The organism is Micromonospora sp. BQ11, assembly GCF_052068135.1.
Lineage (GTDB): Bacteria > Actinomycetota > Actinomycetes > Mycobacteriales > Micromonosporaceae > Micromonospora.
In genome coordinates this window covers 61,063-83,315 of sequence record NZ_JBQHDB010000020.1, presented here as the reverse complement: position 1 = coordinate 83,315, position 22,253 = coordinate 61,063, and the positions used below count along the sequence as shown (strand labels likewise).

General features: G+C 73.7%; 24 protein-coding genes and 1 pseudogene. 10 read left to right on the top strand and 15 right to left on the bottom strand.

Going from position 1 to position 22,253, the window contains the following annotated elements; all coding sequences use genetic code 11:
* Positions 1–37 precede the first annotated feature (37 nt).
* From ACTMSW_RS29920 to ACTMSW_RS29910, 3 genes are read right to left on the bottom strand one after another with little or no spacing between them, the layout of a single operon-like run.
* On the bottom strand, positions 38–217 hold the full coding sequence (locus ACTMSW_RS29920; protein WP_441184114.1) for a hypothetical protein: 180 nt from the start codon (positions 215–217) through the stop codon (positions 38–40).
* On the bottom strand, positions 214–420 hold the full coding sequence (locus ACTMSW_RS29915) for a helix-turn-helix domain-containing protein (protein ID WP_184690149.1): 207 nt from the start codon (positions 418–420) through the stop codon (positions 214–216). The genes ACTMSW_RS29920 and ACTMSW_RS29915 overlap by 4 nt, the downstream gene beginning before the upstream one ends.
* A complete protein-coding gene (locus ACTMSW_RS29910; protein ID WP_441184113.1) occupies positions 420–899 on the bottom strand; it encodes a DUF2975 domain-containing protein in 480 nt (159 codons plus the stop codon). The genes ACTMSW_RS29915 and ACTMSW_RS29910 overlap by 1 nt, the downstream gene beginning before the upstream one ends.
* A 139-nt stretch (positions 900–1,038) precedes the next feature.
* Here ACTMSW_RS29910 and ACTMSW_RS29905 point away from each other — a divergent pair, with 139 nt between their 5' ends.
* On the top strand, positions 1,039–1,755 hold the full coding sequence (locus tag ACTMSW_RS29905; RefSeq protein WP_441184112.1) for an alpha/beta fold hydrolase: 717 nt from the start codon (positions 1,039–1,041) through the stop codon (positions 1,753–1,755).
* Between the two features lie 12 nt (positions 1,756–1,767).
* On the opposite strand, the gene ACTMSW_RS29900 is transcribed toward ACTMSW_RS29905, so the two are convergent.
* From ACTMSW_RS29900 to ACTMSW_RS29885, 4 genes are all read right to left on the bottom strand, one after another.
* Complete coding sequence (locus ACTMSW_RS29900; protein ID WP_441184110.1) at positions 1,768–1,866, bottom strand: DUF4241 domain-containing protein; 99 nt, start codon at positions 1,864–1,866, stop codon at positions 1,768–1,770.
* A 118-nt stretch (positions 1,867–1,984) separates the two neighbouring features.
* Positions 1,985–2,644, bottom strand: a complete 660-nt coding sequence (locus tag ACTMSW_RS29895) for a response regulator (RefSeq protein ID WP_441184109.1) — start codon at positions 2,642–2,644, stop codon at positions 1,985–1,987.
* On the bottom strand, positions 2,632–3,924 hold the full coding sequence (locus ACTMSW_RS29890) for a histidine kinase (protein WP_441184108.1): 1,293 nt from the start codon (positions 3,922–3,924) through the stop codon (positions 2,632–2,634). The genes ACTMSW_RS29895 and ACTMSW_RS29890 overlap by 13 nt, the downstream gene beginning before the upstream one ends.
* A 109-nt stretch (positions 3,925–4,033) precedes the next feature.
* Positions 4,034–4,414 (bottom strand): YccF domain-containing protein, encoded by a 381-nt coding sequence (locus ACTMSW_RS29885; RefSeq protein WP_441184107.1) that lies wholly within the window; start codon positions 4,412–4,414, stop codon positions 4,034–4,036.
* A gap of 172 nt (positions 4,415–4,586) precedes the next feature.
* Here ACTMSW_RS29885 and ACTMSW_RS29880 point away from each other — a divergent pair, with 172 nt between their 5' ends.
* Positions 4,587–4,970 (top strand): STAS domain-containing protein, encoded by a 384-nt coding sequence (locus ACTMSW_RS29880; RefSeq protein ID WP_441184106.1) that lies wholly within the window; start codon positions 4,587–4,589, stop codon positions 4,968–4,970.
* 45 nt (positions 4,971–5,015) lie between these two features.
* On the opposite strand, the gene ACTMSW_RS29875 is transcribed toward ACTMSW_RS29880, so the two are convergent.
* Together ACTMSW_RS29875 and ACTMSW_RS29870 are read right to left on the bottom strand one after the other, a co-directional pair.
* On the bottom strand, positions 5,016–5,408 hold the full coding sequence (locus ACTMSW_RS29875; protein ID WP_441184105.1) for an FKBP-type peptidyl-prolyl cis-trans isomerase: 393 nt from the start codon (positions 5,406–5,408) through the stop codon (positions 5,016–5,018).
* A 174-nt stretch (positions 5,409–5,582) separates the two neighbouring features.
* A pseudogene (locus ACTMSW_RS29870) lies at positions 5,583–6,138 on the bottom strand (hypothetical protein).
* 212 nt (positions 6,139–6,350) lie between these two features.
* On the opposite strand from ACTMSW_RS29870, the gene ACTMSW_RS29865 reads away from it, so the two are divergent.
* Together ACTMSW_RS29865 and ACTMSW_RS29860 are read left to right on the top strand one after the other, a co-directional pair.
* Positions 6,351–7,049 (top strand): CBS domain-containing protein, encoded by a 699-nt coding sequence (locus ACTMSW_RS29865; RefSeq protein ID WP_441184104.1) that lies wholly within the window; start codon positions 6,351–6,353, stop codon positions 7,047–7,049.
* 228 nt (positions 7,050–7,277) lie between these two features.
* The gene (locus tag ACTMSW_RS29860; protein WP_441184102.1) at positions 7,278–8,246 is read left to right on the top strand and encodes a TerC/Alx family metal homeostasis membrane protein; all 969 of its coding nucleotides are present in this window, start codon (positions 7,278–7,280) and stop codon (positions 8,244–8,246) included.
* Between the two features lie 26 nt (positions 8,247–8,272).
* On the opposite strand, the gene ACTMSW_RS29855 is transcribed toward ACTMSW_RS29860, so the two are convergent.
* Positions 8,273–9,001 carry a helical backbone metal receptor gene (locus ACTMSW_RS29855; RefSeq protein ID WP_441184101.1) on the bottom strand — a complete coding sequence of 243 codons (729 nt, stop codon included), beginning with the start codon at positions 8,999–9,001 and terminating at the stop codon, positions 8,273–8,275.
* A gap of 214 nt (positions 9,002–9,215) precedes the next feature.
* On the opposite strand from ACTMSW_RS29855, the gene ACTMSW_RS29850 reads away from it, so the two are divergent.
* Complete coding sequence (locus tag ACTMSW_RS29850) at positions 9,216–10,067, top strand: phytanoyl-CoA dioxygenase family protein (protein WP_441184100.1); 852 nt, start codon at positions 9,216–9,218, stop codon at positions 10,065–10,067.
* 21 nt (positions 10,068–10,088) lie between these two features.
* On the opposite strand, the gene ACTMSW_RS29845 is transcribed toward ACTMSW_RS29850, so the two are convergent.
* Entirely contained in the window at positions 10,089–11,198 is a 1,110-nt protein-coding gene (locus ACTMSW_RS29845) for a DICT sensory domain-containing protein (protein ID WP_441184098.1), read from the bottom strand.
* Between the two features lie 216 nt (positions 11,199–11,414).
* On the opposite strand from ACTMSW_RS29845, the gene ACTMSW_RS29840 reads away from it, so the two are divergent.
* Positions 11,415–12,269, top strand: a complete 855-nt coding sequence (locus tag ACTMSW_RS29840; protein WP_441184097.1) for a hypothetical protein — start codon at positions 11,415–11,417, stop codon at positions 12,267–12,269.
* Positions 12,270–12,625: 356 nt separating this feature from the next.
* Positions 12,626–13,909 (top strand): hypothetical protein, encoded by a 1,284-nt coding sequence (locus tag ACTMSW_RS29835; protein ID WP_441184096.1) that lies wholly within the window; start codon positions 12,626–12,628, stop codon positions 13,907–13,909.
* A gap of 58 nt (positions 13,910–13,967) precedes the next feature.
* On the opposite strand, the gene ACTMSW_RS29830 is transcribed toward ACTMSW_RS29835, so the two are convergent.
* Complete coding sequence (locus tag ACTMSW_RS29830) at positions 13,968–14,249, bottom strand: hypothetical protein (protein ID WP_441184094.1); 282 nt, start codon at positions 14,247–14,249, stop codon at positions 13,968–13,970.
* A 168-nt stretch (positions 14,250–14,417) separates the two neighbouring features.
* A complete protein-coding gene (locus tag ACTMSW_RS29825) occupies positions 14,418–14,765 on the bottom strand; it encodes a histone-like nucleoid-structuring protein Lsr2 (protein WP_441184093.1) in 348 nt (115 codons plus the stop codon).
* 271 nt (positions 14,766–15,036) lie between these two features.
* Here ACTMSW_RS29825 and lon point away from each other — a divergent pair, with 271 nt between their 5' ends.
* A complete protein-coding gene (lon, locus tag ACTMSW_RS29820) occupies positions 15,037–17,352 on the top strand; it encodes an endopeptidase La (RefSeq protein ID WP_441184092.1) in 2,316 nt (771 codons plus the stop codon).
* Positions 17,353–17,524: 172 nt separating this feature from the next.
* Here lon and ACTMSW_RS29815 read toward each other — a convergent pair whose 3' ends face one another.
* A complete protein-coding gene (locus ACTMSW_RS29815; protein WP_441184090.1) occupies positions 17,525–19,324 on the bottom strand; it encodes a DEAD/DEAH box helicase in 1,800 nt (599 codons plus the stop codon).
* Between the two features lie 90 nt (positions 19,325–19,414).
* Positions 19,415–20,302 (bottom strand): hypothetical protein, encoded by an 888-nt coding sequence (locus ACTMSW_RS29810; RefSeq protein ID WP_441184089.1) that lies wholly within the window; start codon positions 20,300–20,302, stop codon positions 19,415–19,417.
* A gap of 111 nt (positions 20,303–20,413) precedes the next feature.
* Here ACTMSW_RS29810 and ACTMSW_RS29805 point away from each other — a divergent pair, with 111 nt between their 5' ends.
* Both ACTMSW_RS29805 and ACTMSW_RS29800 read left to right on the top strand, forming a co-directional pair.
* Positions 20,414–21,601, top strand: a complete 1,188-nt coding sequence (locus ACTMSW_RS29805) for a sensor histidine kinase (RefSeq protein WP_441184088.1) — start codon at positions 20,414–20,416, stop codon at positions 21,599–21,601.
* The gene (locus tag ACTMSW_RS29800; RefSeq protein WP_441184087.1) at positions 21,598–22,203 is read left to right on the top strand and encodes a response regulator transcription factor; all 606 of its coding nucleotides are present in this window, start codon (positions 21,598–21,600) and stop codon (positions 22,201–22,203) included. Before ACTMSW_RS29805 ends, ACTMSW_RS29800 begins: the two co-directional genes overlap by 4 nt.
* Positions 22,204–22,253 lie beyond the last annotated feature (50 nt).

Below are 22,253 nucleotides of genomic sequence, written 5' to 3'. Positions count from 1 at the left end.
CGGCCGCCGGCGCGGGAGAGCGCCGGCGGCCGTACGGCTACCTGCTGCGTCGGGCGGTCCGCACGCCGTACGCGAGCGCGCCCACGACGAGCACGGCGCCCAGGAACTGGAGGCCGGGCGAGTCGTCGGACTCCCCGTACACGACGGCGGCGACGCCGATCGCGACGGCGAGGACGGCGAGGACGTACTTCACCGGATCCGCCCTGTGGTTCGTCATTCCTCCACCCATTCCAGGAGGTCGCCGGGCTGGCATTCGAGGACCCGGCACATCGCTTCCAGGGTGCTGAAACGGACGGCCTTGGCGCGGCCGTTCTTCAGCACGGCCACGTTCGCCGGCGTGAGGCCCACCCGCTCGGCGAACTCGCCCACGCTCATCTTGCGTTTGGCCAACTCCACGTCGATGCGCACCACGATCGGCATCAGATCACCGCCTCCATGTCGGTGCGCAGCACGGTGGCCTGCCGCAGCAGGGCGCGCATCACCACCATCAGCAGCCCGAACACCGCCACACCCACCACGATCAGGAACAGCACCAGGGGCCCTCCCGGGTCGTCGGCGTTGAACCCGACCAGCAGGAACACGCCCACCAGCACCACCCACGCCGCGGCGATGGCCCACACGATCAGGTCCACCCACCGCAGCGACGCCTCACTGAAGATCCGGTCGTCCCTGACCAACGTCAACAACTTCCAGGTGCAGACGATCACCACCTGCACACACAGCACCCAGAACACCGACACGGCCGTCAACGGCCACCGCAGATAGGCGTGTTCCGGCGACTCCTGCGCCATGTACGCGAACTGCCCGGGCAACGAGAAGGTCTGCAACATGACCAACACCCCGAACAACACCACCAGAAAGACCCTGAGCGGAAGCACCGCCCGCTGTGCTGTGACCATGCATCGATTCTCGCTCGCTACCTATCGAAAGTCAATCGGTTGTCCGAGGTGCGGAGAATCATCCAGCTGCCGCAGATCCTCGACGAGCGCCGGCCGACGGGTACGCCTCGCCGTGCCGGATACCACTACGGTTGCCCCCATGAGCGGATCGCCCGTCGGCGCGTTGTGTGACCTCACCGTCGGCGGGGTGGACCTCGCCTACCGCGTCGTGGGCGACCCGGCCGACCCGCCCCTGGTGCTGCTGCACGGTCTCGGCGACGACGAACGGGACTGGCACAGCGTCCTGCCCGCCCTCGCCGACCGGCACCGTGTGTACGCGCTGGACCTGCGGGGCCACGGCCGCAGCGCGCGACCGGGCCGGTACTCGTTCGAGCTGATGCGCGACGACGTGCTCGGCTTCCTCGACGCGGTCGACGTCGAGCGGTGCGCCATGATCGGTCATTCGATGGGCGGCACCGTGGCGATCCTGCTCGCCGAGGCCGCCCCGCACCGCCTGACCCACCTGGTCGTGGAGGACGTGTTCGCGCCCCGACCGGGCACGCTCAGGCGACCGCCCCTGACACCCCCGGACGCCCCGACCCCGTTCGACTTCGCCGCTGTCAACGCCATCCGCGCCCAACTCGACGACCCCGACCCGGCCTGGTGGGACCGGACCGACACCGTCGACGTCCCGACGCTGGTGATCGGCGGCGGCCCGGACAGCACCATGCCGCAGCACCTGCTCGCCGAGATGGTCGACCGGATGCCCGACGCCACGCTGGTCACCATCGGCGGCGGTCACCACGTGCACGTCAACCGGCCGGCGGAGTTCGCCGCCGCCGTGCTCGGCTTCCTCGCCGCCCGTGCGGTGCGGTAGACCTCGCGGCGGTCAGGCCAGCAGCATGTCGGCGACGAAGCAGGCCACCGTCCCGTCGGCGTCCCGGCCGATCCAGGTGGGGTACGCGCCGTCACCCCACCCGCTGGTCATCGAACTCTCCGGGCTCGTGACCGCGCTGCTCGCCGACTGGCTCGACCGCGTCGAACAGCCGGTACCGGCCGGATAGATCCGGGCTTCGCGTCCCGGGGCTGCCGTCCTTCCGGCCGGGTCAGGGCGCGGCGCGCAGGTACGTCAGCACGGCGAGGACCCGACGGTTGGTGTCGTCGCTGGGCAGCAGGCCGAGCTTGGTGAGGATGTTGCCCACGTGCTTGCCGACCGCAGCCTCGGTGACGTGCAGCGCACCGGCGATGGCAGCGTTGGACCGGCCCTCCGCGATCAGCGTCAGCACCTCCCGCTCCCGGGGGGACAGCGCGGTGAGCGGGTCGCGGGGGCGGTGCAGCAGCCGGCGGACGACGTCCGGGTCGATCACGGTGCCACCGTCGACCACGGTGCGCAGGTGGTCGACGAACTCGGCGACCTCCGCGACCCGGTCCTTGAGCAGGTAGCCGACCCGGCGGCCGTCGCCCGAGTCGAGCAGCGCCGAGGCGTACGCCGTCTGCACGTACTGGCTGAGCACCACCACGGCGAGGTCGGGCCGCTCGGCGCGCAGGGCGACGGCCGCGCGCAGCCCGTCGTCGTGTCGGCCCGGCGGCATCCGGATGTCGGTGACCACGAGGTCCGGCTCGTGCTCGCGGACGGCGTCGGACAGCTCCGGCGCGGAGCCGACGGCCGCGCACACCTCGAAGCCGAAGCGGGTGAGCAGGCCGACCAGCCCCTCGCGCAGGAGCACCTCGTCCTCGGCGAGGACGACGCGGGTCACGAACGGCACGGCAGCTCCACACGGACGAGCGTAGGACCGCCGGTCGGGCTGGCCAGCAGCAGTCGCCCGTTCGCGGCGGCCACCCGGTCGGCGAGGCCGGTCAGCCCGGTGCCCCGGGTCGGTTCGGCGCCGCCTTTCCCGTCGTCGTGCACCTCCACGACGACGGTTCCGCCGTCGCGGGTGAGCCGCACCTCCGCCCGGCCGGCGTCGGCGTGCCGTGCGACGTTGCCGAGCGCCTCGGACACCACGAAGTACGCGGTGGTCTCGGTGAGTTCCGGCAGCGGCTCGTCCAGGTCGGCGTGGACGGTCACCGGGATCGTCGCCTCCGCGGCCAGCTCCCGGACCGCTCCGGCCAGCCCCAGCTCGGCGAGGCTCTGCGGGCGGATGCCCTGCACGATCTGTCGCAGCAGCACCATCAGCCCCCGCGCCTGCTCGTGCGCGATGGCCAGCGGACGCGCGGCGGGGGAGTCCTCCGGTACGTCCAGGCGGGCCAGCCCGAGCTGGAGGGAGAGGCTGGTCAGCCGGGGTTGCGCGCCGTCGTGCACGTCGCGCTCGATACGGCGGCGCTCGCTCTCGTACGCACTGGCCAGGCGGGTCCGCGACCGGGCGACCTCGCGCAGGGCCGTCTCATCGCCGGTCCGGCCGAGCACGCGACGGGCCACCGCCGCCTGCCCGGCGGCGAGCAGGCCGAGCCCGTACCAGAGCACCGGCACCAGCAGCACCCCGACGACCGCGTACGGGAGGGCCTGGCGCGGGCTGTCCACCGTGGTCCAGCCGACGACGACGTCTTCGGCGGTCCCGGTGACCCAGGGGCTGGCGATGAAACTGCCGTCGAGCAGCACCACCAGCAGCACCAGCCAGTAGGCGATCGGGACCACGGTCGCCAGCCAGAACGCGTACCCGGCCTCCCGCCAACCCACCGCGGTGGTCCACCGCGCGGCCATCCCTCGCCATCCCGGGGCGGGCACCGGTCGGTCGTCGACCAGGCCGAGCCGCCACCGCTCCACCACCGCCACGGGGATGCTCACCGCCGGCGCCAGCCCGAGCAGGGTCAGCCCGGCGACCGCAAGGAACGCCACCAGCGGCGCCGACGTGGGCGGCCCGTCCCACCGCGCCGTCCGGATCGAGGCGATCAGCGGTGCGACGAGGACGAGCAGTCCGAGGGAGAGCACGCCGGCGACCGGCACGGTCGTGATCAGGTACGCCAGCGCGCGCCACGGCCAGACGGTGAACAGGTAGCCGGGTCGGCGCAGGGCCTCGGCGAGGTGAGCGGGAGAAGCCGTCGTCATGCCGTCGACGCTAGTGAGGACGTGGGGTGCCGCCCCAGCCGTCTACGGCCACCTCGCAGGGTATGCCCAGCCCTACCCGCCGCCCTCGCACGCCGGGCCGGGGCGCGCGTCACGGGGCCGGCACGACCTCCTGGCCGAGCGGCCACAGGGCGGCCGGGACGAGCTTGAAGTTGGCGACGCCGAACGGGATGCCGATGATCGTCACGCACTGCGCGACGCCGGCGAGGATGTGCGCCAGCGCGAGCCACCAGCCCGCCACCAGGACCCAGACGACGTTGGCGAGACCGGACGCCACCCCGGCGCTCGGCTTGGTGACCACCGTGCGGCCGAAGGGCCAGAGCGAGTACGACGCCAGCCGCAGCGCGGCCACCCCGAACGGAATGGTGATCACCAGAGCGAAGCAGACGAGGGCCGCGATGCCGTACCCGATCGCCAGCACGATCCCGCTGCCGAAGATGGCCCAGAGCACGTTGAGAACGAAGCGGATCATGTTCCCAGCATGACGACCCGCCGCCACCGGTCCGTCCCACGATCGCTCCGCCGGAGCCCGGACGTCGTCCCGGCGGGGGATCGGGGACGCCTCGGGGTCCGACCCTGGCTGTACCCGGATCCCGTCCTCGGGACGGACGGAAGTGTCGGGGGTGGGGGATAGGTTCGTCGGTATGGGAGAGCGCGAGGAGCGGTTCCGCGTCCAGGTCAGCGTGGGTGACCGGGTGGTCGACGTGCGTGCCGCCGGCGAGGTCGACATCGCCACGGTGGCCGCGTTCCGGGCCGCCCTGTGGTCCGCGCCGGTCCGGCCGGTGATCCGGCTCGACCTGTCCCGGGTCCGGGTGCTCTCCGCCGCCGGCGTGCGCACCCTGGTCGCCGCGCACCGGCGGGTCCGCGCCCAGGGCGGTGAGCTGGTGCTGGTCGACCCCGACCCGGTGGTGTCCCGGGTGCTGCGGGTGACGGGTCTGCACCGGGTGATCCCCGTCGTCGACGCCCCGGCCGGCCCCTGCGCCCACGGCGCCGCGCGGGCCGGTGACCGGGAGCTGGTGCCCTGCTGAGCGCTGGTGCGGCCGGTGCCGCCGACGCGGCACCGGCCGCCGGCCTCAGCGGACGTCGAGCAGATCGACCACGAAGACCAGGGTCTCGCCGGGCTTGATCACGCCGCCCGCGCCCCGGTCGCCGTAGCCGAGGTGCGGCGGGATGGTGAGCTTGCGCCGGCCTCCCACGCGCATCCCGGCCACACCCTGGTCCCAGCCGGCGATGACCTGTCCACCGCCGAGCGGGAACTCGAACGTGTCGCCCCGGTTCCAGGAGGAGTCGAACTCCCGCCCGGTGGAGTGCGACACCCCGACGTAGTGGACGCTCACCAGCTGACCCGCCCGGGCCTCCGGGCCCTCGCCGACGGTGATGTCCTCGATCACGAGGTCCGCGGGCGGTGCGCCCTCGATCGGGCCCACCTCGGGCTTGCCCGAGCGGGCGCCTGCTGCCTGGTTCATTCGGGAATCTCCTGCCGTTTCGATCCGGTTGTCCGGTCACCGGTGATCCTGCCGGATCGTGGCCGGCCGATGGCGGCCGGTCCGGCGAACCGCCTCCCACGTCCGGCCCTGTCACGGCACGGATCAGCGGGCGTCACCGGTGGTGACGCCCGCTGGAGGTGGTGTCGGATCTTCTCAACGCAGCCAGGGGAACCGCTGGACGAGGGGGAGCCGTGCCCAGGTGCGGCCGAGGCCGAGGGTGGCACCCGCGTTGACCAGCGCGAGACCGGCGAGCAGGGCGGCGTTGATGAGGTGGTCGTCCATGAAGGGGTTGTTCTCGGGGGCAGGACGACGGTCCACATCAACACGTAGAGCAGACCACCGGCGACGGCGGCGACGCGCATCCCGATACCGAGGAGCAGCGCCACACCGATGCCCGCCAAACCGATCATGAACAGCCAGTCGGCCCACGCGGCACCGGCGATGCCGTTGTAGAGGTCCTTGAACGGGCCGGCGGCGCCGAAGGTCAGGAACCCCTTGGTCGGGCTGCCGCCGTTGATCCAGGCGTTCTTCGCCTCGGTGGCGTGTCCCAGGCCGAACACCTTGTCCAGGAACGCCCAGAGGAAGGTCCAGCCGAGGGCGATCCGGATGCCGGCGAAGACGTACCGGGCGGCGCGCTCCCGGGGGGTTTCGGCCGCCGGAGCGATGTGGCGGCGGTGTTCCGCTCAGTCGTCGCGGTCATTGTCTCCACGTCCCTTCTGATGTCGCACCGCGCTTCCCGGTGGCATCTCCATTGGACGCCTGCCGGCGCGCCGCCAGCAGGGCCGACCGGGCCCTGGCGGACCGGGTCCCTGGACCCCTTGTCAAGGAGTCCGTACGGCCCCGCCGGCCCTGCCCCGCGACCCTGCCGCCGCGGCGTCCGTGGTCCGTAACGTCCCTGCCGAGACCGTCAGGCAGGTCGTCATGAGGATGTGGCAGGTGGGTGACGTGATGACGCGGGACGTCACGACGGTGGGGGAGGAGACCCCGTACCGGGAGATCGTCGACGCGTTGGTCCGGCGTGGCGTCAGCGGCGTACCGGTGGTCGGCGGGTTCCGCCGGGTACTCGGCGTGGTGTCGGAGTCGGATCTGCTGCACAAGATCGAGCGGGCCGGGCTTCCGGAGCAACGACGGGTCTTCGAGGGGCGGCGGCGCCGTACCGCCCGGGAGAAGGCCGACGCGCTGCTGGCCCGGGACCTGATGACCGCGCCGCCGGTGACCACGTGGCCCCACGCCACGATCACCTCCGCCGCCCGGCAGATGGACCAGGAGGCCGTCAAGCGCCTGCCGGTGCTCGACGACCTCGGTCGACTGGTCGGCATCGTCACCCGCGGCGACCTCCTGCGGGTGCACCTGCGGACCGACGCGGAGATCCGCGAGGACGTGGTCCAGGAGGTCCTGCGTCGGGTGCTCGCCGTGCGGGACGGCCTGGTGACCGTGCAGGTCCGCGACGGCGAGGAGGTCCTCGACGGTCGGCTGGACCGGCGCAGCGCGAGCCAGCTGGCTGCCCGGCTCGCCGGTCAGGCCAGCGGCGTCGTGCGGGTGACCAGCACGATCGCGTACGACGTCGACGACACCGACCTGGTCGACATGGCACCGGGACAGGTCAACCCGGTGGCCTGAGCGTTCCGGGGCGGCCCCGTCCGACTTCGGCGGAGCGCCGCCGGGCGGCGTACGGCTCGCCTAGGCTCGGAGGCGACGCGGCCCGGCGGACGGGGCGGGCCGGCGTGGTCAGGCGGGGGCCGGTGCGGCCGGTGCCGCCCGGCGCCAGGCGGCCGGGGCGACCGGCGCGTACGAGGGTGCAGAGCGGAATCGCCGTGGTGGGCGTGGACGCCGCCTGTCCGGGCACGGATGCGGAGGACGCCGGTGGAGGACGCGACGTTCGCCGTGCCGCTCTGGGCCTGGGCGGCGGTCGGCGCGATCATCGCCGTCATGCTCGCGGTCGACATGCTCTCCCACCGCGACAACCACGTGATCGAGCTGCGCGAGGCGGTCGTCTGGAGCGTCGTCTGGATCACCGCCGGACTCGCGTTCGGCCTGATCGTGTGGGCCTGGCGAGGCCCGGAGCCGGCGGTCGCGTACTACTCGGGCTACCTGCTGGAGAAGGCGCTCTCGGTCGACAACGTCTTCGTCTTCGCGTTGCTGTTCGGCTACTTCCGGGTGCCCGACGAGTTCCAGCACAAGGTGCTCTTCTGGGGCGTGGTGGGCGCGCTGGCCTTCCGGTTGGTCTTCATCATCGCCGGGGCGGAGCTGCTGGAGCGGCTGGCGTGGGCCGGTGTCGTGCTCGGCGCCTTCCTGGTCTGGACCGGGTGGCGGCTGGCCGTCCGCGGTAAGCCGGACGTGGACCCGGGCCACAACGTCGCGGTACGCCTGTTCCGCCGGTTCGTGCCGACCGATCCGCAGTTCCACGGCGGCCGGTTCGTCGTCCGGGTGGCGGGTCGCCGCCGGGCCACCCTGCTGCTGGTCGCGCTGGTGGCGATCGAGGCGACCGACATCGTCTTCGCGATCGACTCGGTGGCGGCGATCCTCGCGATCACCGGCAACACGTTCCTGGTGTGGACGGCGACGGCGTTCGCGGTGCTCGGGTTGCGGAGTCTGTACTTCTGCCTGGCCGGGCTGCTGCGGCACTTCGGGTACCTGCGCTACGGGCTGGCGTTGCTGCTCGCGTTCGCCGGGCTCAAGCTCATCCTGGCCGAGACACCGGTGGGGAAGGTGCCGGTCTGGCTCACGCTCGTGGTGGTGGTGGCCACCCTGTCGCTGTCGATCGCGTGGAGCGTGGTGGCCGCGCACCGTGAGCGCGGCCGGGCCCGCCGCGGTTGAGCCGGAGTGACAGGCGCACGGGGAGGTCAGCCGGCGGTGTGCGTGACCGGCGCGGCGAGCTGCGCGGCCAGCACCACGGGCGCCTCGGCGAGTGACGGGCCGTACCAGGTGAGGTGCCGCCCGGAGAGCAGGGCGCACGGGATGCCGGGAAACGCCTCCGGCCCGTCGGTGGCGGTGAACCGGTACGGCTCGTCGGGCAGGACCACCAGGTCCGGTGCCTGTGCGCGCAGCTCGTCCAGGTCCGGTCGGGGATAGCGGTCGGCGTGGTCGGCGTACACGTTGACCACGCCGAGCCGGCGCAGCACGTCACCGGCGAACGTGTCACCGCCGAGCACGACCCAGGGTCGCCGCCACACCGGCACCACCGCGCGACGCGGCGACAGCGGGGGCGGCGCGGCCCACGCCCGGCGGGCCGCGACCAGCCACTCCGGCTCGGTCGGGGCACCGAGGTCACGGAGCAGGTCACCCAGTTCGGTGAGTGCCCCGTACACCGTCCGGGGATAGGTCACCCGCACCGGTACGCCGGCCGCGGCGAGGGCGTCGGCGTCGGCGCGGCGGTTCTCCTCGACGTTGAGCAGGACGAGGTCGGGCCGGAGCGCGCGAACGGCGTCCAGGTCCGGGTACTTGCTCCCGCCGACCCGTGCCACATCCAGCCCGGCCGGGTGGGTGCACCAGTCGGTCGCGCCGACCAGCAGGCCGGGCAGGGTCACGGCGACCGCCTCGGTCAGCGACGGCACCAGGGAGACCACCCGCATCCGTCGTACCCCCTCCCGCCCGCCGCGACATCGGCGCGCGGTCCGGGCGTACGCCGAATCATGCCCCGCCCGCGTGGCCGCGGACGCCGCGGGCCGGCAGACCGTTCCGACGTTCCGCGACCTGGCGGCCGTGCCGCCGGTCGGTCCCGGTCACCTCTTGCGAGCCGTCTACAACGTTGTAATACTCGGCTCACCGTCACCCTCAGGAGGTCCGATGACGTCCGACGTCCGTTCCCCGCAGTCCGCCGGCGCAGACGAGGAAGTGCCGCTCGATGCACTCGGCGACCTCTACCGCGACGGCATCACCGCCTGCCGCGGCGCCTTTCCCGTCGAGTGGGTGGAGCGGATGGGTGAGGACATCGACACCGCGTTCCAGGAGGCCCGCGCGCGTCCGGACGGCGCGGTCGGGCGCGGCCCGCAGCGGTGGTACGTGGAGATCCACCCGGAGCAGCTGCGCGGCTTCGTCGACCTGGTCACCCACCCGTGGGTGGTCTCGGTCTGCCGGGCCGTGCTCGGCCCGGAGTACGAGATCGTCGAGCTGGGTTTCGACATCCCGTTCCCCGGCGCGGCCATGCAGCCCTGGCACCGTGACTTCCCCATGCCGTCCGACACCCGCCGGCAGCGGCGGCTGACCTCCCTCGCGTTCAACCTGACCACGGTGGACACCGTGGAGGAGATGGGGCCGTTCGAGATCGCGCCGGGGACCCAGTGGGACGAGGGCGACGACTTCGACCACGGCATGTTCCCGCCGAAGGAGCGCTACCCGCGGTACGCCGCGCGAGCGGTGCGGAAGTACCCGAAGCGCGGCGACATCTCCGCCCGCTCGGCGCTCACCGTCCACCGGGGGACCCCCAACGTCTCGACGCTGGCCCGCCCGGTGCTGGTGCTCGGCGTGGACGCGCCCGGCGCGGGCAACGCCGCGCACCACGACATGGCCGTCACCCGGGACTACTGGGAGAGCCTGCCCGCCTCGGTCCGCGCGCACCTGTCCTGCCCGGTGGTCGACACGCTGACGCCGATCCGGCAGAAGCACACGATCGAGGGCCTGGTGATGGGCGCGGAGTGACCCGGCCGCACCGGCGCCGGATCAGCCGACGAAGACACTCTCCGGCGCCACCGTGGCCACCGGCACCCCCTCGCCGACGGCCCACTCCAGGGCGTGCCGGACCGCCGGCACCGGTAGCGGGCGCCCGGTGGTCACACAGACCGCCGCGTACACCGCGTAGGTGACGAAGGGGTACGACCGCGCCAGTCCCGCGATCGACTCGCGTACCCGGTCGGCGACCGCGACCGCCTGCTCCTCGGTGAGCGACGGCAGCACGAGCAGGTACTCCCGGTCGGTGAGACGGGCCGCCCGGTCGACCGGGCGCAGCGGCGCGGTGAGCGCGGCGAGCACGGCCTGCCCCTCCCGGGCGTGGCTGCGCCGGCCGAACCGCTCGGGCGTGCCGGGCGGCTCGTCCACCCGTACGCCGATGACGGCCACCGGCAGGGTGCCCGAGGCGGTCACCCCGTCCAGCCCGGTCCACCGCTTGAGCGCGGGCTCGTCGAGCAGGGCGGTCGTGCCGTCGGTCGTCGTGCGCGACGGTGGCGCGTCGGCTCGACGCCGGGCGCGTTCGATCTGCCCGGCCAGCAACCGGACGGCCGCCTCGCCCCGCGCCTCGCCCGGTGTCGCCGGCAGCTCCCGGACCCGGCCGAGCACGTCGTCGAGCACCGCGCGGGCCTGCTCCGGCAGCCGTGTGGCGAGGCGCTCGCGCAGCCGCAGCGCCTCGTGCAGGGCCGCGTCGCGCCGGAAGCTCCACCCGCCGTCGAACAGCCGGCCCGCCTCCAGCGTCGGCGCATCCGGGGCCACCTCGGCCCGGTCGTACGCCACCAGCGCCGCACCGAAGCGCGGGGTCAGGACGACCACCGACCACTCCCGCGCCAGTTCCTCGTCCTCGGCCAGCACCACGCCGTACGTCCCGGCGGGCAGCGCCTCGGGGACGGCGTCGACCACCCCGACGACGGTGGCCGCGGCGACGCCGGCGATCCGCTCGTAGAGGGCCCGTTCCCGCTCGAAGTACGGCATCCGCTGGAACAGCGCGAGGACGATCAGCGGACCGTCCTCCGCGGTGGCCAGGGCCGCCTGCTCGATGGCGTGCGAGACGGTGACCAGGCCGCGCTTGGTCAACCGTTCCCGTACGCGTCCGGTGTGCAGCACCACGCGAGCGTAGCCGGGTGCTGCGGTGGTGTCGCGGCGGAGTTGACGCTCGCTACTCGACGTCGCGGTGTCCGACGCGGCCGGTCACCTCGGGCCGATCCACCGGTCATCTCCCCTCGTGGGGGCCGCACCGCCGAGGTGGCGGCCTTGATCGACGCCGTAGACTCGCCAGATCGACGGGCGGACCGTCGGGGGATCGGCGAACGGATCGGGTGGATGACGGGCAGCGGCGACGGGACCGGTTCCGGGCTGCGGACGCTCCCGCTCGCCGACGGGCTGTCCGCCCGGGCGGGATTCGTGGTGCACGGCGCCCACCGGCTCGGTGAGCTGGTACAGCGACGGCCGGCGGGGATCACCGGCAACCAGTGGGGTTCCGCCATCCGTGCGGCGTACGACTTCGTGGTCTGCGCCGACGACGGCAGCCCCCGTCTCGCGGTGGAGATCGGCCCCGAGTCGCCGGCGGGGCAGCGCGCCGAGCGGATGAAGAACGCGGTGGCCGAGGCGGTGGGCCTGCCCGTGCTGCGGATCGGCTCGCCGACGTTGCGGGCCGCCGAGCACGGGCGAGCTGTCGTCGCGTACGTCGTCGACGCCCGGACGTACGCGGACGGCGTCGCCGTTGTCGAGCCGGGGGAGGAGTCGCCGGTCGGGTTCCGGGACATCCTCGGTCGGCTGCCCGACGGGCGTACCGGCGCGGTCAACGACCTCGGCGCGCTGGCCCGGGCGGCGGCGGTCGAGGCCTACGTCGAGGGACGGCTGGTCGACCCGATCCTGCGCGGCCTGCACGTGCGGTGGACCGACGGCCCCGCCGAGGGCTGGAGCTGGCTCGAGGTACGTCCCGGCGCGTGCCTCGTGGAGCGGGTGACCGTACGGGAGCACCGCTTCTCCATCGGCGTGGACACCGCCCGGTTCGCCGAGGACCTGGCCGCCCTCGCCATCGGGGAGCGACTGCGGGCGACGGACACGGCCGCGCTGGTGCCGCGGGACGAGCTGCGGGCCGCGATCCGGGGCCTGGCGGCCCGGCGCGGCGAGCTGGCGACCGGTTTCGCGTTCGACCACCTCTGCGCGGACTGACGCGCGCCCTCCCGCTCCACCGCCCCGCCGGCTGACCCACCGCCGGAACCCGGTCGACCCACCGCCGCTCACGGTCGACCCACCGCCGGTCCCCGGCCGAGCGGTCCGGCCAAAAGATCCGCAGATTTCTGCCGTCCGCGTTGAACCTTCGCGTCGGCCGTCCCGTACTCCAGCGGGAATGGACAGGATCTCCTCGACCGCGCCACACCGGCGTGGAAGACGGTGCGGAAATGGCATCGTCGGTCATCGACGTGCCACCGGTCGTGTCCGACGGGATTCCGGCGGGCACACCACACAATTCCGTCGGTCCGCCGAGGTCTGCAAGCAACTACCGGATCGAGAAGGAGAGCAATTCGATGCGCAGGTCCACACGGGCGCGCCGGTCATCCGGTAACGCGCGGAGCAAGCGGCTGCTGGCTGTGGTCGGCACGCTCGCCGTCTTCGGCGGAGTCGTCGCCGTCACCCAGATCTCGTCGGCCGAGGACCGGCGGTCCAACCGGACCCGTCCGGCGTCCGCGGCCTGTGTGGAGCCCAGCCCCGGGGCGACCGCGCCGAGTGGAAGCAACACCACGCGCACCTGGCAGAACGGCAGGTGGGTACGCAACCACTGGGGTGACGGCCAGCAGACGGCGCGGGAGTGCCAGGAGACCCGGGCGGGCGGCGGTGCCGCGACCAACGGCGGTTCCGCGGTGGCCTGCCCGGACGTGGCGAGCAAGCTGCCGCAGGTCCCGGACCGGGCGCGCGCGGAGGTCGACCGTAACCTCGCGTTGCTCCAGACCCAGATCGCCGAGGCCGACCGGCGGCTGGCCGCCGAGCGCAACCGCGGCGACGCCTTCATCCGGAACGCGATCCTCGACCCGCTGGCCAGCAAGCGCCGGGCCACGCTGGACCGGATCACCATCGCCATCGACCGGGTCGGACCCCGCCCGCGCGGCCTCGGTCAGCTCGCCGCGTGCCAGGTCGCCCCGACCGGAAACACCAACGAGGGCGAGAACAACGACGGCGGCAACAACGACGGCGACAACAACAACGACGGCGACAACAACAACGGCGGCGACAACAACAACGGCGGAAACAACGCCCCCGGTGCCGGGCTGGGCGTTCTGGCGAACAACTGCGACAACACGCAGTTGCAGCCGCACGACGGTTTCCAGAACGGCAACCGGTGCGTGAGCACCGCCTTCGGTGAGGTCGGCGCCGCCGCCAACAACCCGTCGCTGCTGATCACCGAATTCCCCCAGCAGGTGGGCGCCAACCAGCCCTTCACGCTTCAGGTCTCCACCCGGAACCTGGTCCGTGACCGCTTCCTCGCCGCCGGTCAGGGCGGCTACTACGTGGAGAGCTCGCTGCTCAACGAGCAGGGCCTGGTGCGCGGCCACTTCCACAGCGCCTGCCGGATGCTGCAGAGCACCGACGAGGCACCCGGCAACCCGGAGGCCGTGCCGGCGTTCTTCGTCGCCACCGAGGACGGCGGCGGCGGCGCCGACGCCGACCAGGTGACCATCCAGGTTCCCGGCCTGCCGGAGTCCGGCATCGCGCAGTGCGCGGTCTGGGCCGGCGACGGCTCGCACCGCATCCCCATGATGGAGCGGGCCAACCAGACCCCCGCCTTCGACGCGGTGCGCATCCAGGTCAACTGATCCACGACACGACCCGGGGCCGTCGGTGGCGTACGTCCGCCGGCGGCCCCGGGTCGTGTCACGCCACCGCCGGCGCGACCCGTACCTCGCCGGAGGCCGGGGCGGCGGCCCGGAGCGCGGCGATCCTCCGGGTGCGCGACGCGACGGCGAGCAGGTTGCCGGCGGCGATCAGCAGGGTGAGCCAGAGCGCGTCGGTGGAGAACAGGCCGCGACCAGCCCACCGAGCAGCGGCGGCGGCGACGTTGCCGGTCAGCATCGGCCGCCGACCCACCGGCCCCGCGACCACGCCCCACCAGCGGGCCACCGCCACCCCCGAGTGCAAGGCAAGGCCGGCGCTCATGACATCAGCAGGGTGGCCGCGAAGGTCGTCCCGAGCGGACGCGGGTGGCGGGGATCATCGGGCGCCACGTCCGGCGCGGCGCGGAATGGCGGGCTCCCGTCGACAAAACTGCGGGGCCGCGCTGATTCCAGCGTGGCCCCGCAGGGAAGCGTCCTCCCGGACGGACGGTCAGCGGTTCTTGTACGCCTCGACGACCTCGACCGGGATGCGACCGCGCTCGGAAATCTTGTAGCCGTTCTTCACGGCCCATTCCCGGATGGCCCGGTTCTGCTCCCGGTCCATTCCCGACGTGCCCGACGCGGCCGGGCGACGTGGCGCGCGCGCACTGTCGACCACCCCTCGCCCGATTCGCCGGCCAGCGCTGATGTACGGATCGAGCGCCTTGCGCAGCACGCCCGCGTTCTCGTCCGAGACGTCGATGGTGTACGCCACGCCGTCCAGGCTGAACTCGACGGTCCGGTCGGCCTTTCCGCCGTCCAGGTCGTCGGTCAGAACAGTGATTACTTTCCTAGCCATCGCCGATTACTCCCTGTGTGGGGCGGGGTGTGCTCAAAGTTTGACGTATCTCGCGCCGAAAAGGCAACAATGCGCGTCCTCCTCATTTCGGCGGGTCGCGATATCCGGCGGGAAATCGCGGTGCCGCCGCCTAAAGGCGGTGGTTCGCGGCCCGACCGGTCCGCCCCGCGCGCCGGGCCCGATGCGTGGTCTGGGTCACACCGAGGAACAAGAGGGCACGCTTTGTTACTTGAGCTGGACACGCTCAACCTAATCCGATGGCAGGTGTTCGATGGCAACTCTTCCGGTACTTCCCCTGACCGACGCCGTGCTGCTGCCCGGCATGGTCATCCCGGTGACCCTCGACCCGACCACCCAGGCCGCCGTCGACGCGGCCCGCTCCTCCGGCGACGGGAAGCTCCTCGCCGTGCCCCGCATCGACGGCGACTACGGCCCGGTGGGCACCGTCGCCACGATCGAGAAGGTCGGCCGGCTGCCCGACGGTGAGCCGGCGGCGGTCGTCCGTGGCCTGTCCCGGGCCCGGATCGGCTCCGGCGTACCCGGTCCCGGCGCGGCCCTGTGGGTCGAGGCGACCGAACTCCGCGAGCCCGCCCCCGCAGGCCGGGCCCGCGAACTGGCCCGCGAGTACCGCGCGCTGATGACCTCGGTCCTCCAGCAGCGTGGGGCCTGGCAGGTCATCGACGCGATCGAGCGGATGACCGACCTCTCCGAGCTGGCCGACTCCGCCGGCTACGTCTCCTGGCTCACCCTGGCCCAGAAGACCGAGCTCCTCACCGCGCCGGACGTCACCGCCCGCCTGGAACTGCTCGTCGGCTGGGTCAAGGCCCACCTGACCGAGCAGGAGGTCGCCGAGCAGATCAACACCGATGTCCGCGAGGGCCTGGAGAAGTCCCAGCGGGAGTTCCTGCTCCGCCAGCAGCTCGCCGCCATCCGCAAGGAACTCGGCGAGGACGAGCCCGAGGGCTCCGCCGACTACCGAGGTCGCGTCGAGTCCGCCGACCTGCCGGAGAAGGTCCGTGAGGCCGCGCTGCGCGAGGTCGGCAAACTGGAGCGGGCCAGCGACGCCTCCCCGGAGGCCGGCTGGATCCGTACCTGGCTGGACACGGTGCTGGAGATGCCGTGGGGTACGCGTACCGAGGACAACACCGACCTCGGCGCGGCCCGCGCGGTGCTCGACGCCGACCACGCCGGCCTGGCCGACGTGAAGGACCGGATCCTTGAGTACCTCGCGGTGCGCAACCGCCGGGCCGAGCGCAACCTCGGCGTGGTCGGCGGGCGCGGTTCCGGCGCGGTACTCGCCCTGGCCGGCCCGCCCGGTGTCGGCAAGACCAGCCTCGGCGAATCGGTCGCCCGGGCCCTGGGCCGGAACTTCGTCCGGGTCTCCCTGGGTGGCGTTCGCGACGAGGCGGAGATCCGCGGCCACCGGCGCACCTACGTCGGCGCGCTGCCCGGCCGGATCGTCCGCGCCCTGCGCGAGGCCGGCTCGATGAACCCGGTCGTCCTCCTCGACGAGGTCGACAAGCTGGCCGTCGGCTACGCCGGCGACCCGGCGGCGGCTCTGCTGGAGGTGCTGGACCCGGCGCAGAACCACACCTTCCGGGACCACTACCTGGAGGTCGACCTCGACCTGTCCGACGTGCTCTTCCTGGCCACCGCCAACGTGGTCGAGTCGATCCCCGGCCCGCTGCTGGACCGGATGGAGCTGGTCACCCTGGACGGCTACACCGAGGACGAGAAGGTCGCCATCGCCCGCGACCACCTGCTGCCCCGGCAGCGGGAGCGGGCCGGACTGACCGCGGACGAGGTGACGATCGCCGACGACGCGCTGGCGCGGATCGCCGGGGAGTACACCCGGGAGGCCGGCGTCCGGCAGCTCGAACGCGGCCTGGCCAAGATCCTGCGCAAGGTCGCCGTCGAGCTCGCCACCGACCCGGCGCCGGTCTCCGTCGACACCGGCAACCTGGCCCGGTACCTGGGCCGGCCGAAGTTCACCCCGGAGTCCGCCGAACGCACCGCCGTGCCCGGCGTGGCCACCGGCCTGGCAGTCACCGGCGCCGGCGGGGACGTGCTCTTCATCGAGGCGACCAGCATGGAGGGCGAGCCGGGGCTGACCCTGACCGGCCAGCTCGGCGACGTGATGAAGGAGTCCGCGCACATCGCCCTGTCGTACCTGCGCTCCAACGGGCGCCGGCTCGGGCTGGACCCGAACGCCCTCGCCGGGCGGCGGATCCACCTGCACGTGCCGGCGGGCGCGGTGCCCAAGGACGGCCCCAGCGCCGGCATCACCATGGTCACCGCCCTGGCGTCGCTGGTCAGCGGACGCCCGGTCCGCCCCGAGTTCGGGATGACCGGCGAGGTGACCCTCTCCGGCCGGGTGCTGCCCATCGGCGGGGTGAAGCAGAAGCTGCTCGCCGCCCACCGGGCCGGCCTGACCGAGGTGATCATCCCGAAGCGCAACGAGCCGGACCTGGACGACCTGCCCGCCGAGGTCCGCGAGGCGCTGACGGTGCACACCCTGGCCGACGTCGCCGACGTACTCGCCCTGGCGCTGCGCCCAGCCGACGTCGAGTCCCTCACCGCCGCCTGAGGTGAAAGGAAGGGCCCCCTGTTAACGCCTGGCGTTGTACAGGGGGCCCTTCTTAACGCGCCCCAGGGCAAGAGCGTCCTCGCCGGCGCGACCGTCGGCTCCGGTACCGCGTGCGTTAACAGGGGGCCCTTCCTCTACCGGAGGCGTTAAGAAGGGGCCCTTCCTTGCACCTTCAGCGGCGTTCGCGGCGCTGCCAGCCGGCGGGGTCGCGGTCGCGGCGCTCGCGCCGGTCACCGCCGTCGAAGCGGCGCTCGCCGTCGCCGTCACCGTCACGGTCCCGGCGTACGGTCGCCTTGCGGCCCTTGATGGTGCTGCCCCGCAGCCCCGAGATCACGTCGTCGGCGACGGCGTGCGGAACCTCCACCAGGGAGAAGCGGTCGGCGATCTCGATCGAGCCGATGTCCCGCCCGTTGATGCCCGTCTCGCCGGTGATCGCGCCCACCAGGTCCTGCGGGCGGACGCCGGCGCGTCGGCCCAGCCCGATGAACACCTGGGTGGTGCCGCCGGTGCGGGGTCGGCCGGGACGTCGCTCGCCCCGGCCCTCCGGCCGCCCCTCCTTGGGGCCCCGGACGGACACCTGCGGGATCTCCTCCTCGTCGTCGGAGCCCGGCGAGGTCGCCTCGTGTGCCAGCCGCACCGCGGCCAGAGCGACCTCCACCAGGTCGAACTCGTCGGTCAGCGACTCGACGATGGCCCGGTACGGGTCGAGGTCGTCCTCCAGCAGGCTCTCCCGCAGCGCCGCCTGGGTCAGTTCGAGCCGCCGGGTGCGCATGTCCGCCACCGTCGGGATCTTGTCGATGGCGATCCGCTGCCCGGTCACCCGTTCGATGGTCTTGAGCATCCGGTGCTCGCGGGGCTCGGCGAGCGTGATCGCCACGCCCTCGCGGCCGGCGCGGCCCACCCGGCCGATCCGGTGCACGTACGACTCCGGCGCCGACGGGACGTCGTAGTTGACCACGTGGGTGAGCTGCTCGACGTCGAGTCCCCGGGCGGCCACGTCGGTGGCGACCAGCAGGTCGGCCGTGCCGCCCCGCAGGCGGCCCATCACCCGGTCCCGCTGCTCCTGGCTCATCCCGCCGTGCAGCGCCTCGGCCCGGTAGCCCCGTCCGTTCATCGTCTCGGTGAGCCGGTCGACCTCCTCCCGGCTACGGCAGAAGACGATCGCCGCGGTCGGGGACTCCACGTCCAGCACGCGGCCCAGCGCGGCCGGCTTGTGCCCCCGCGCGACGATGTACGCGCTCTGCCGCACCCGGGGCGCCTCGCCGGCGACCGGCTGCTCCCGGGCGATGAGGATGCGGACCGGGTCGGTCAGGTGCTTGCGGGCCAGCCCGTCGATGCGCGAGGGCATGGTCGCCGAGAAGAGGACCGTCTGCCGCGCCTCGGGGGCGTGCTCCAGGATCGCCTCGATGTCCTCGGCGAAGCCCATGTCGAGCATCTCGTCGGCCTCGTCCAGCACGACCGTGGCGAGTCCGCTCAGGTTCAGCGTGCCCCGGGCGATGTGGTCCAGCGCCCGGCCGGGCGTGGCCACCACCACGTCGACCCCGGCGTCCAGCGCCCGCAGCTGCCGGCCGATCGGCTGCCCGCCGTAGATCGGCAGCACCCGCGCGCCGAGGTCCTTGCCGTACCGGTGGAACGCCTCGGAGACCTGCACCGCCAGCTCCCGCGTCGGCACCAGGACCAGCGCCACCGGGTGCCCGGACGGCCGGTCGTCGGGCATCCGCTGCAGCAGCGGGAGCGCGAACGCGGCCGTCTTGCCCGTACCCGTCGCGGCCTGGCCCAGCAGGTCCTGACCGGCCAGCAGGGGAGGGATGGCCTCCCGCTGGATCGGCGTGGGCTCCTCGTAGCCGAGCGCGGACAGCGCGCGCAGCAGTTCCTCGCGCAGGCCGAGATCGGAGAAGGCGCTCGCCTCGTCGGAGGCGTCGGACGCGGGCGGTTCGGTGGGTGGGTCGTGCCGTACGGGTGCGGAACTCATGCGCCAAGCTTTTCATCACGCCCTCGTGTCCGCTCCGGCGACCGCCACATCGAGCCGCCCGGGCGCCCCGGCGGGCGCCCGGGCCGGCCCTCACGCGACGATCGCCAGGATCACCGTGATCCCGACCACGACGTCGAGGACGGCGCAGAACTCGGCGTAGCCGCGCGGCACGACCTGGTCGCGCCGGTGGTGGACGACGTCCCACGCCGCGTGCGCGAGCCAGCCGGCGGCCACCAACCAGCGGGCGGCGTCGCCGCCGAGGGCCACCGCGGCGAGCACCAGCGCCGTCCACCCGACCAGACCCGCCAGCTGTACGGCGAGCACCCGCCGGTCGCCCAGCCGTCGGCGGTACGCCCCGATCAGCAGGTAGCCGACGGGCAGGACGAGCACGTACCACGGGGACACCACCGGGGTGAACCAGGCGTCGACCGTCACCAGCAGGGCCAGACCGGTCGGCCAGCGGTGCGCCAGCATCCGCGCCAGCGGGTGTCGCGGGGCGGGCCGGGCGGCCGGGTGCCGGGCGTACTCGTCGCGGCGTCGGAGCATCGCCGCCACCATTGCCGGCAGCATCAGCAGGTGGGCGCCGCCCAGCAGGGCGTCCGCGTCGAGCAGCCCCGCTCCGTACGGCAGGAGCAGCAGCAGGACCGGGGCGTACATGGCGAGGGTCATCTCGCCGATCGCGCCGGCGGAGTGCCGGCGGTAGCCCATCCACAGCGCCATGCCGATGCTCATGTCGGTCGCCATGAGCAGCGCGGCTGGGCCGGGCGACGCGGGGGCCAGCCCGAGCGCCGCGCCCAGGGTGGCGCGCGCCGACCCGAGCAGCAGCATCCCGGCGACCATGGCCAGCGCCATCTCCAGCAGGTGCCGTGCCAGGGACCGGAGCGGGACGCGGCGCTCGGGCCCGGGCGGGCGGTCGGAGGCCGTGGGGACGGTGGTCGTCGAGGTCAGGACGGTGGTCGTCGAGGTCAGCGGTGTCATGCGTCGAGCGTCGCAACGGGCGTGCCCGCGAACCATCCGCCCGGTGTCACCGGTCGGCCGGGCGGAACACACGGCCGGACCGTGCATACCGGTGGATCCGCCGGTGCGGCGGTGCGTTCTACCCTGGCGACCGTGGTGGTGGACGCGGATGTGCCGGGGACGGGGCGGACCCTGTCCCGCGCCCGGGCCGTGACCCTGGTCTCCCTCACCTGCGGCATGGCGGCCACCCTGCTCCTGCCGGCGGTCGGGCTGGCCCGGGAGCCGGACCCGTGGCGGGTGGCCGCCGGGGTGGTCGGGCTGGGCGCGTTCGCGGTGGTGCTGGCGGTGGCGCTGCGTACCGTGGTCACTCCCGCTCCGTCCGCCCGGCTGCGCCGTCGGCTGCGGCTCGGCTACGCCGCGGTGGCGGTGCTCAGCGTGCCGCTCGTCGCTCCCGTCGCCGTCGGTACGTGGCCGACCTGGGCGTGGTTGGGCGCGGCGCTCGTCGGCGGGCTCCCGCTGGTGGCCCCGTTCCGGCTGGTGGCCCCGGCGGCGGTCGCCGCCGTCGCGGTGGCCGGGGCGGTGGCGGTGGCGACCGGCACGCCGGTCCTCCGGTCGCTGCTGGTGACCGCCACCGTCGGGCTGGGCATCGCCGCGGTCAACGGCTTCCAGGTGTGGTTCTGGGAGCTGCTCGTGCAGGCCGGTCAGGGGCGGGCCGCCCAGGCCCGGCTGGCCGCGGCGCAGGAGCGGCTGCGCTTCGCGTCGGACGTGCACGACCTGCTCGGGCACCACCTGACCGTCATCGCCCTCAAGGCGGAACTGGCGGCCCGGCTCGCGCCCACCGACCCGGCGCGGGCCGGGCGGGAGGCGGGCGAGGCGCAGCGCCTGGCCGCCACGGCGCTGGCCGAGCTGCGCCGGACCGTGCACGGGTACCGCAGGGTCGACCTCACCGAACAGCTCACCGCCGTCGCCGAGGTGCTGCGCTCCTCCGGGGTGCGGTGCACGGTCGTACCGCCGGCCGGTGAACTGCCGCCGGAGGTGGCCACCCCGCTCGCGGCGGTGCTCCGCGAGGCGTGCACCAACGTGCTGCGGCACAGCCAGGCCGGCTGGTGCCGGATCGAGATCACCCAGCAGGAGGGCGAGGCGCGGATGACCGTGACCAACGACGGGGTGGCCACCACGGAGGCGCCGGACCGGCACAGCCACGGCCTGCGGGGCCTGGCCGACCGTCTCACCGCGGCCGGCGGACACCTGCGCACCCGGTCCACCGACGGCGTCTTCACCGTCGAGGCGACCGTGCCGACCCACCCGGCCGCCGCATGATCCGGGTCCTGCTCGCCGACGACGAGGAGCTGATCCGGACGGCCCTCGCGGCCCTGCTCGACCTGGAGGACGACCTGGAGGTCGTCGCGCAGGCGGCCGACGGCGTCGCCGCGGTGACCGCCGCCCTCGCCCATCGGCCGGACGTCGCGGTGGTCGACCTGTCCATGCCCGGCCGGGACGGCTTCGGGGTCGCCGCCGAACTGGCCCGCACGCTGCCGGCCTGCGCGGTGGTCATCCTCACCGGCCAGGGCCGCCCGCCGCACCTGGCCCGCGCGCTCACCGCCGGGGCGCGGGGGTTCCTGCCCAAGGGCGCGCCGGGCGGGGCGCTGGCCGACGTGATCCGTCGGGTGCACGCCGGCGGCCGGTACGTCGACCCGGCGCTGGCCGCCGACGCGCTGCTGATCCCGCCGTGCCCGTTGACGCCACGAGAGCTGGAGACGCTGCGGCTGGCGGGGGACGGGTCACCGGTGGCCCTCGTCGCCCGTCGTGCCAACCTGTCCTCCGGCACGGTGCGCAACTACCTGGCGGCGGCGGTGCAGAAGCTCGGCGTGACCAGCCGGGGGGAGGCGGTCCGCGTCGCCCGGGACAACGGCTGGCTCTGAACGCCGCTCGGGCGCACCGGCTCGGAGCGGATGCCGGCGGTACGACAGGC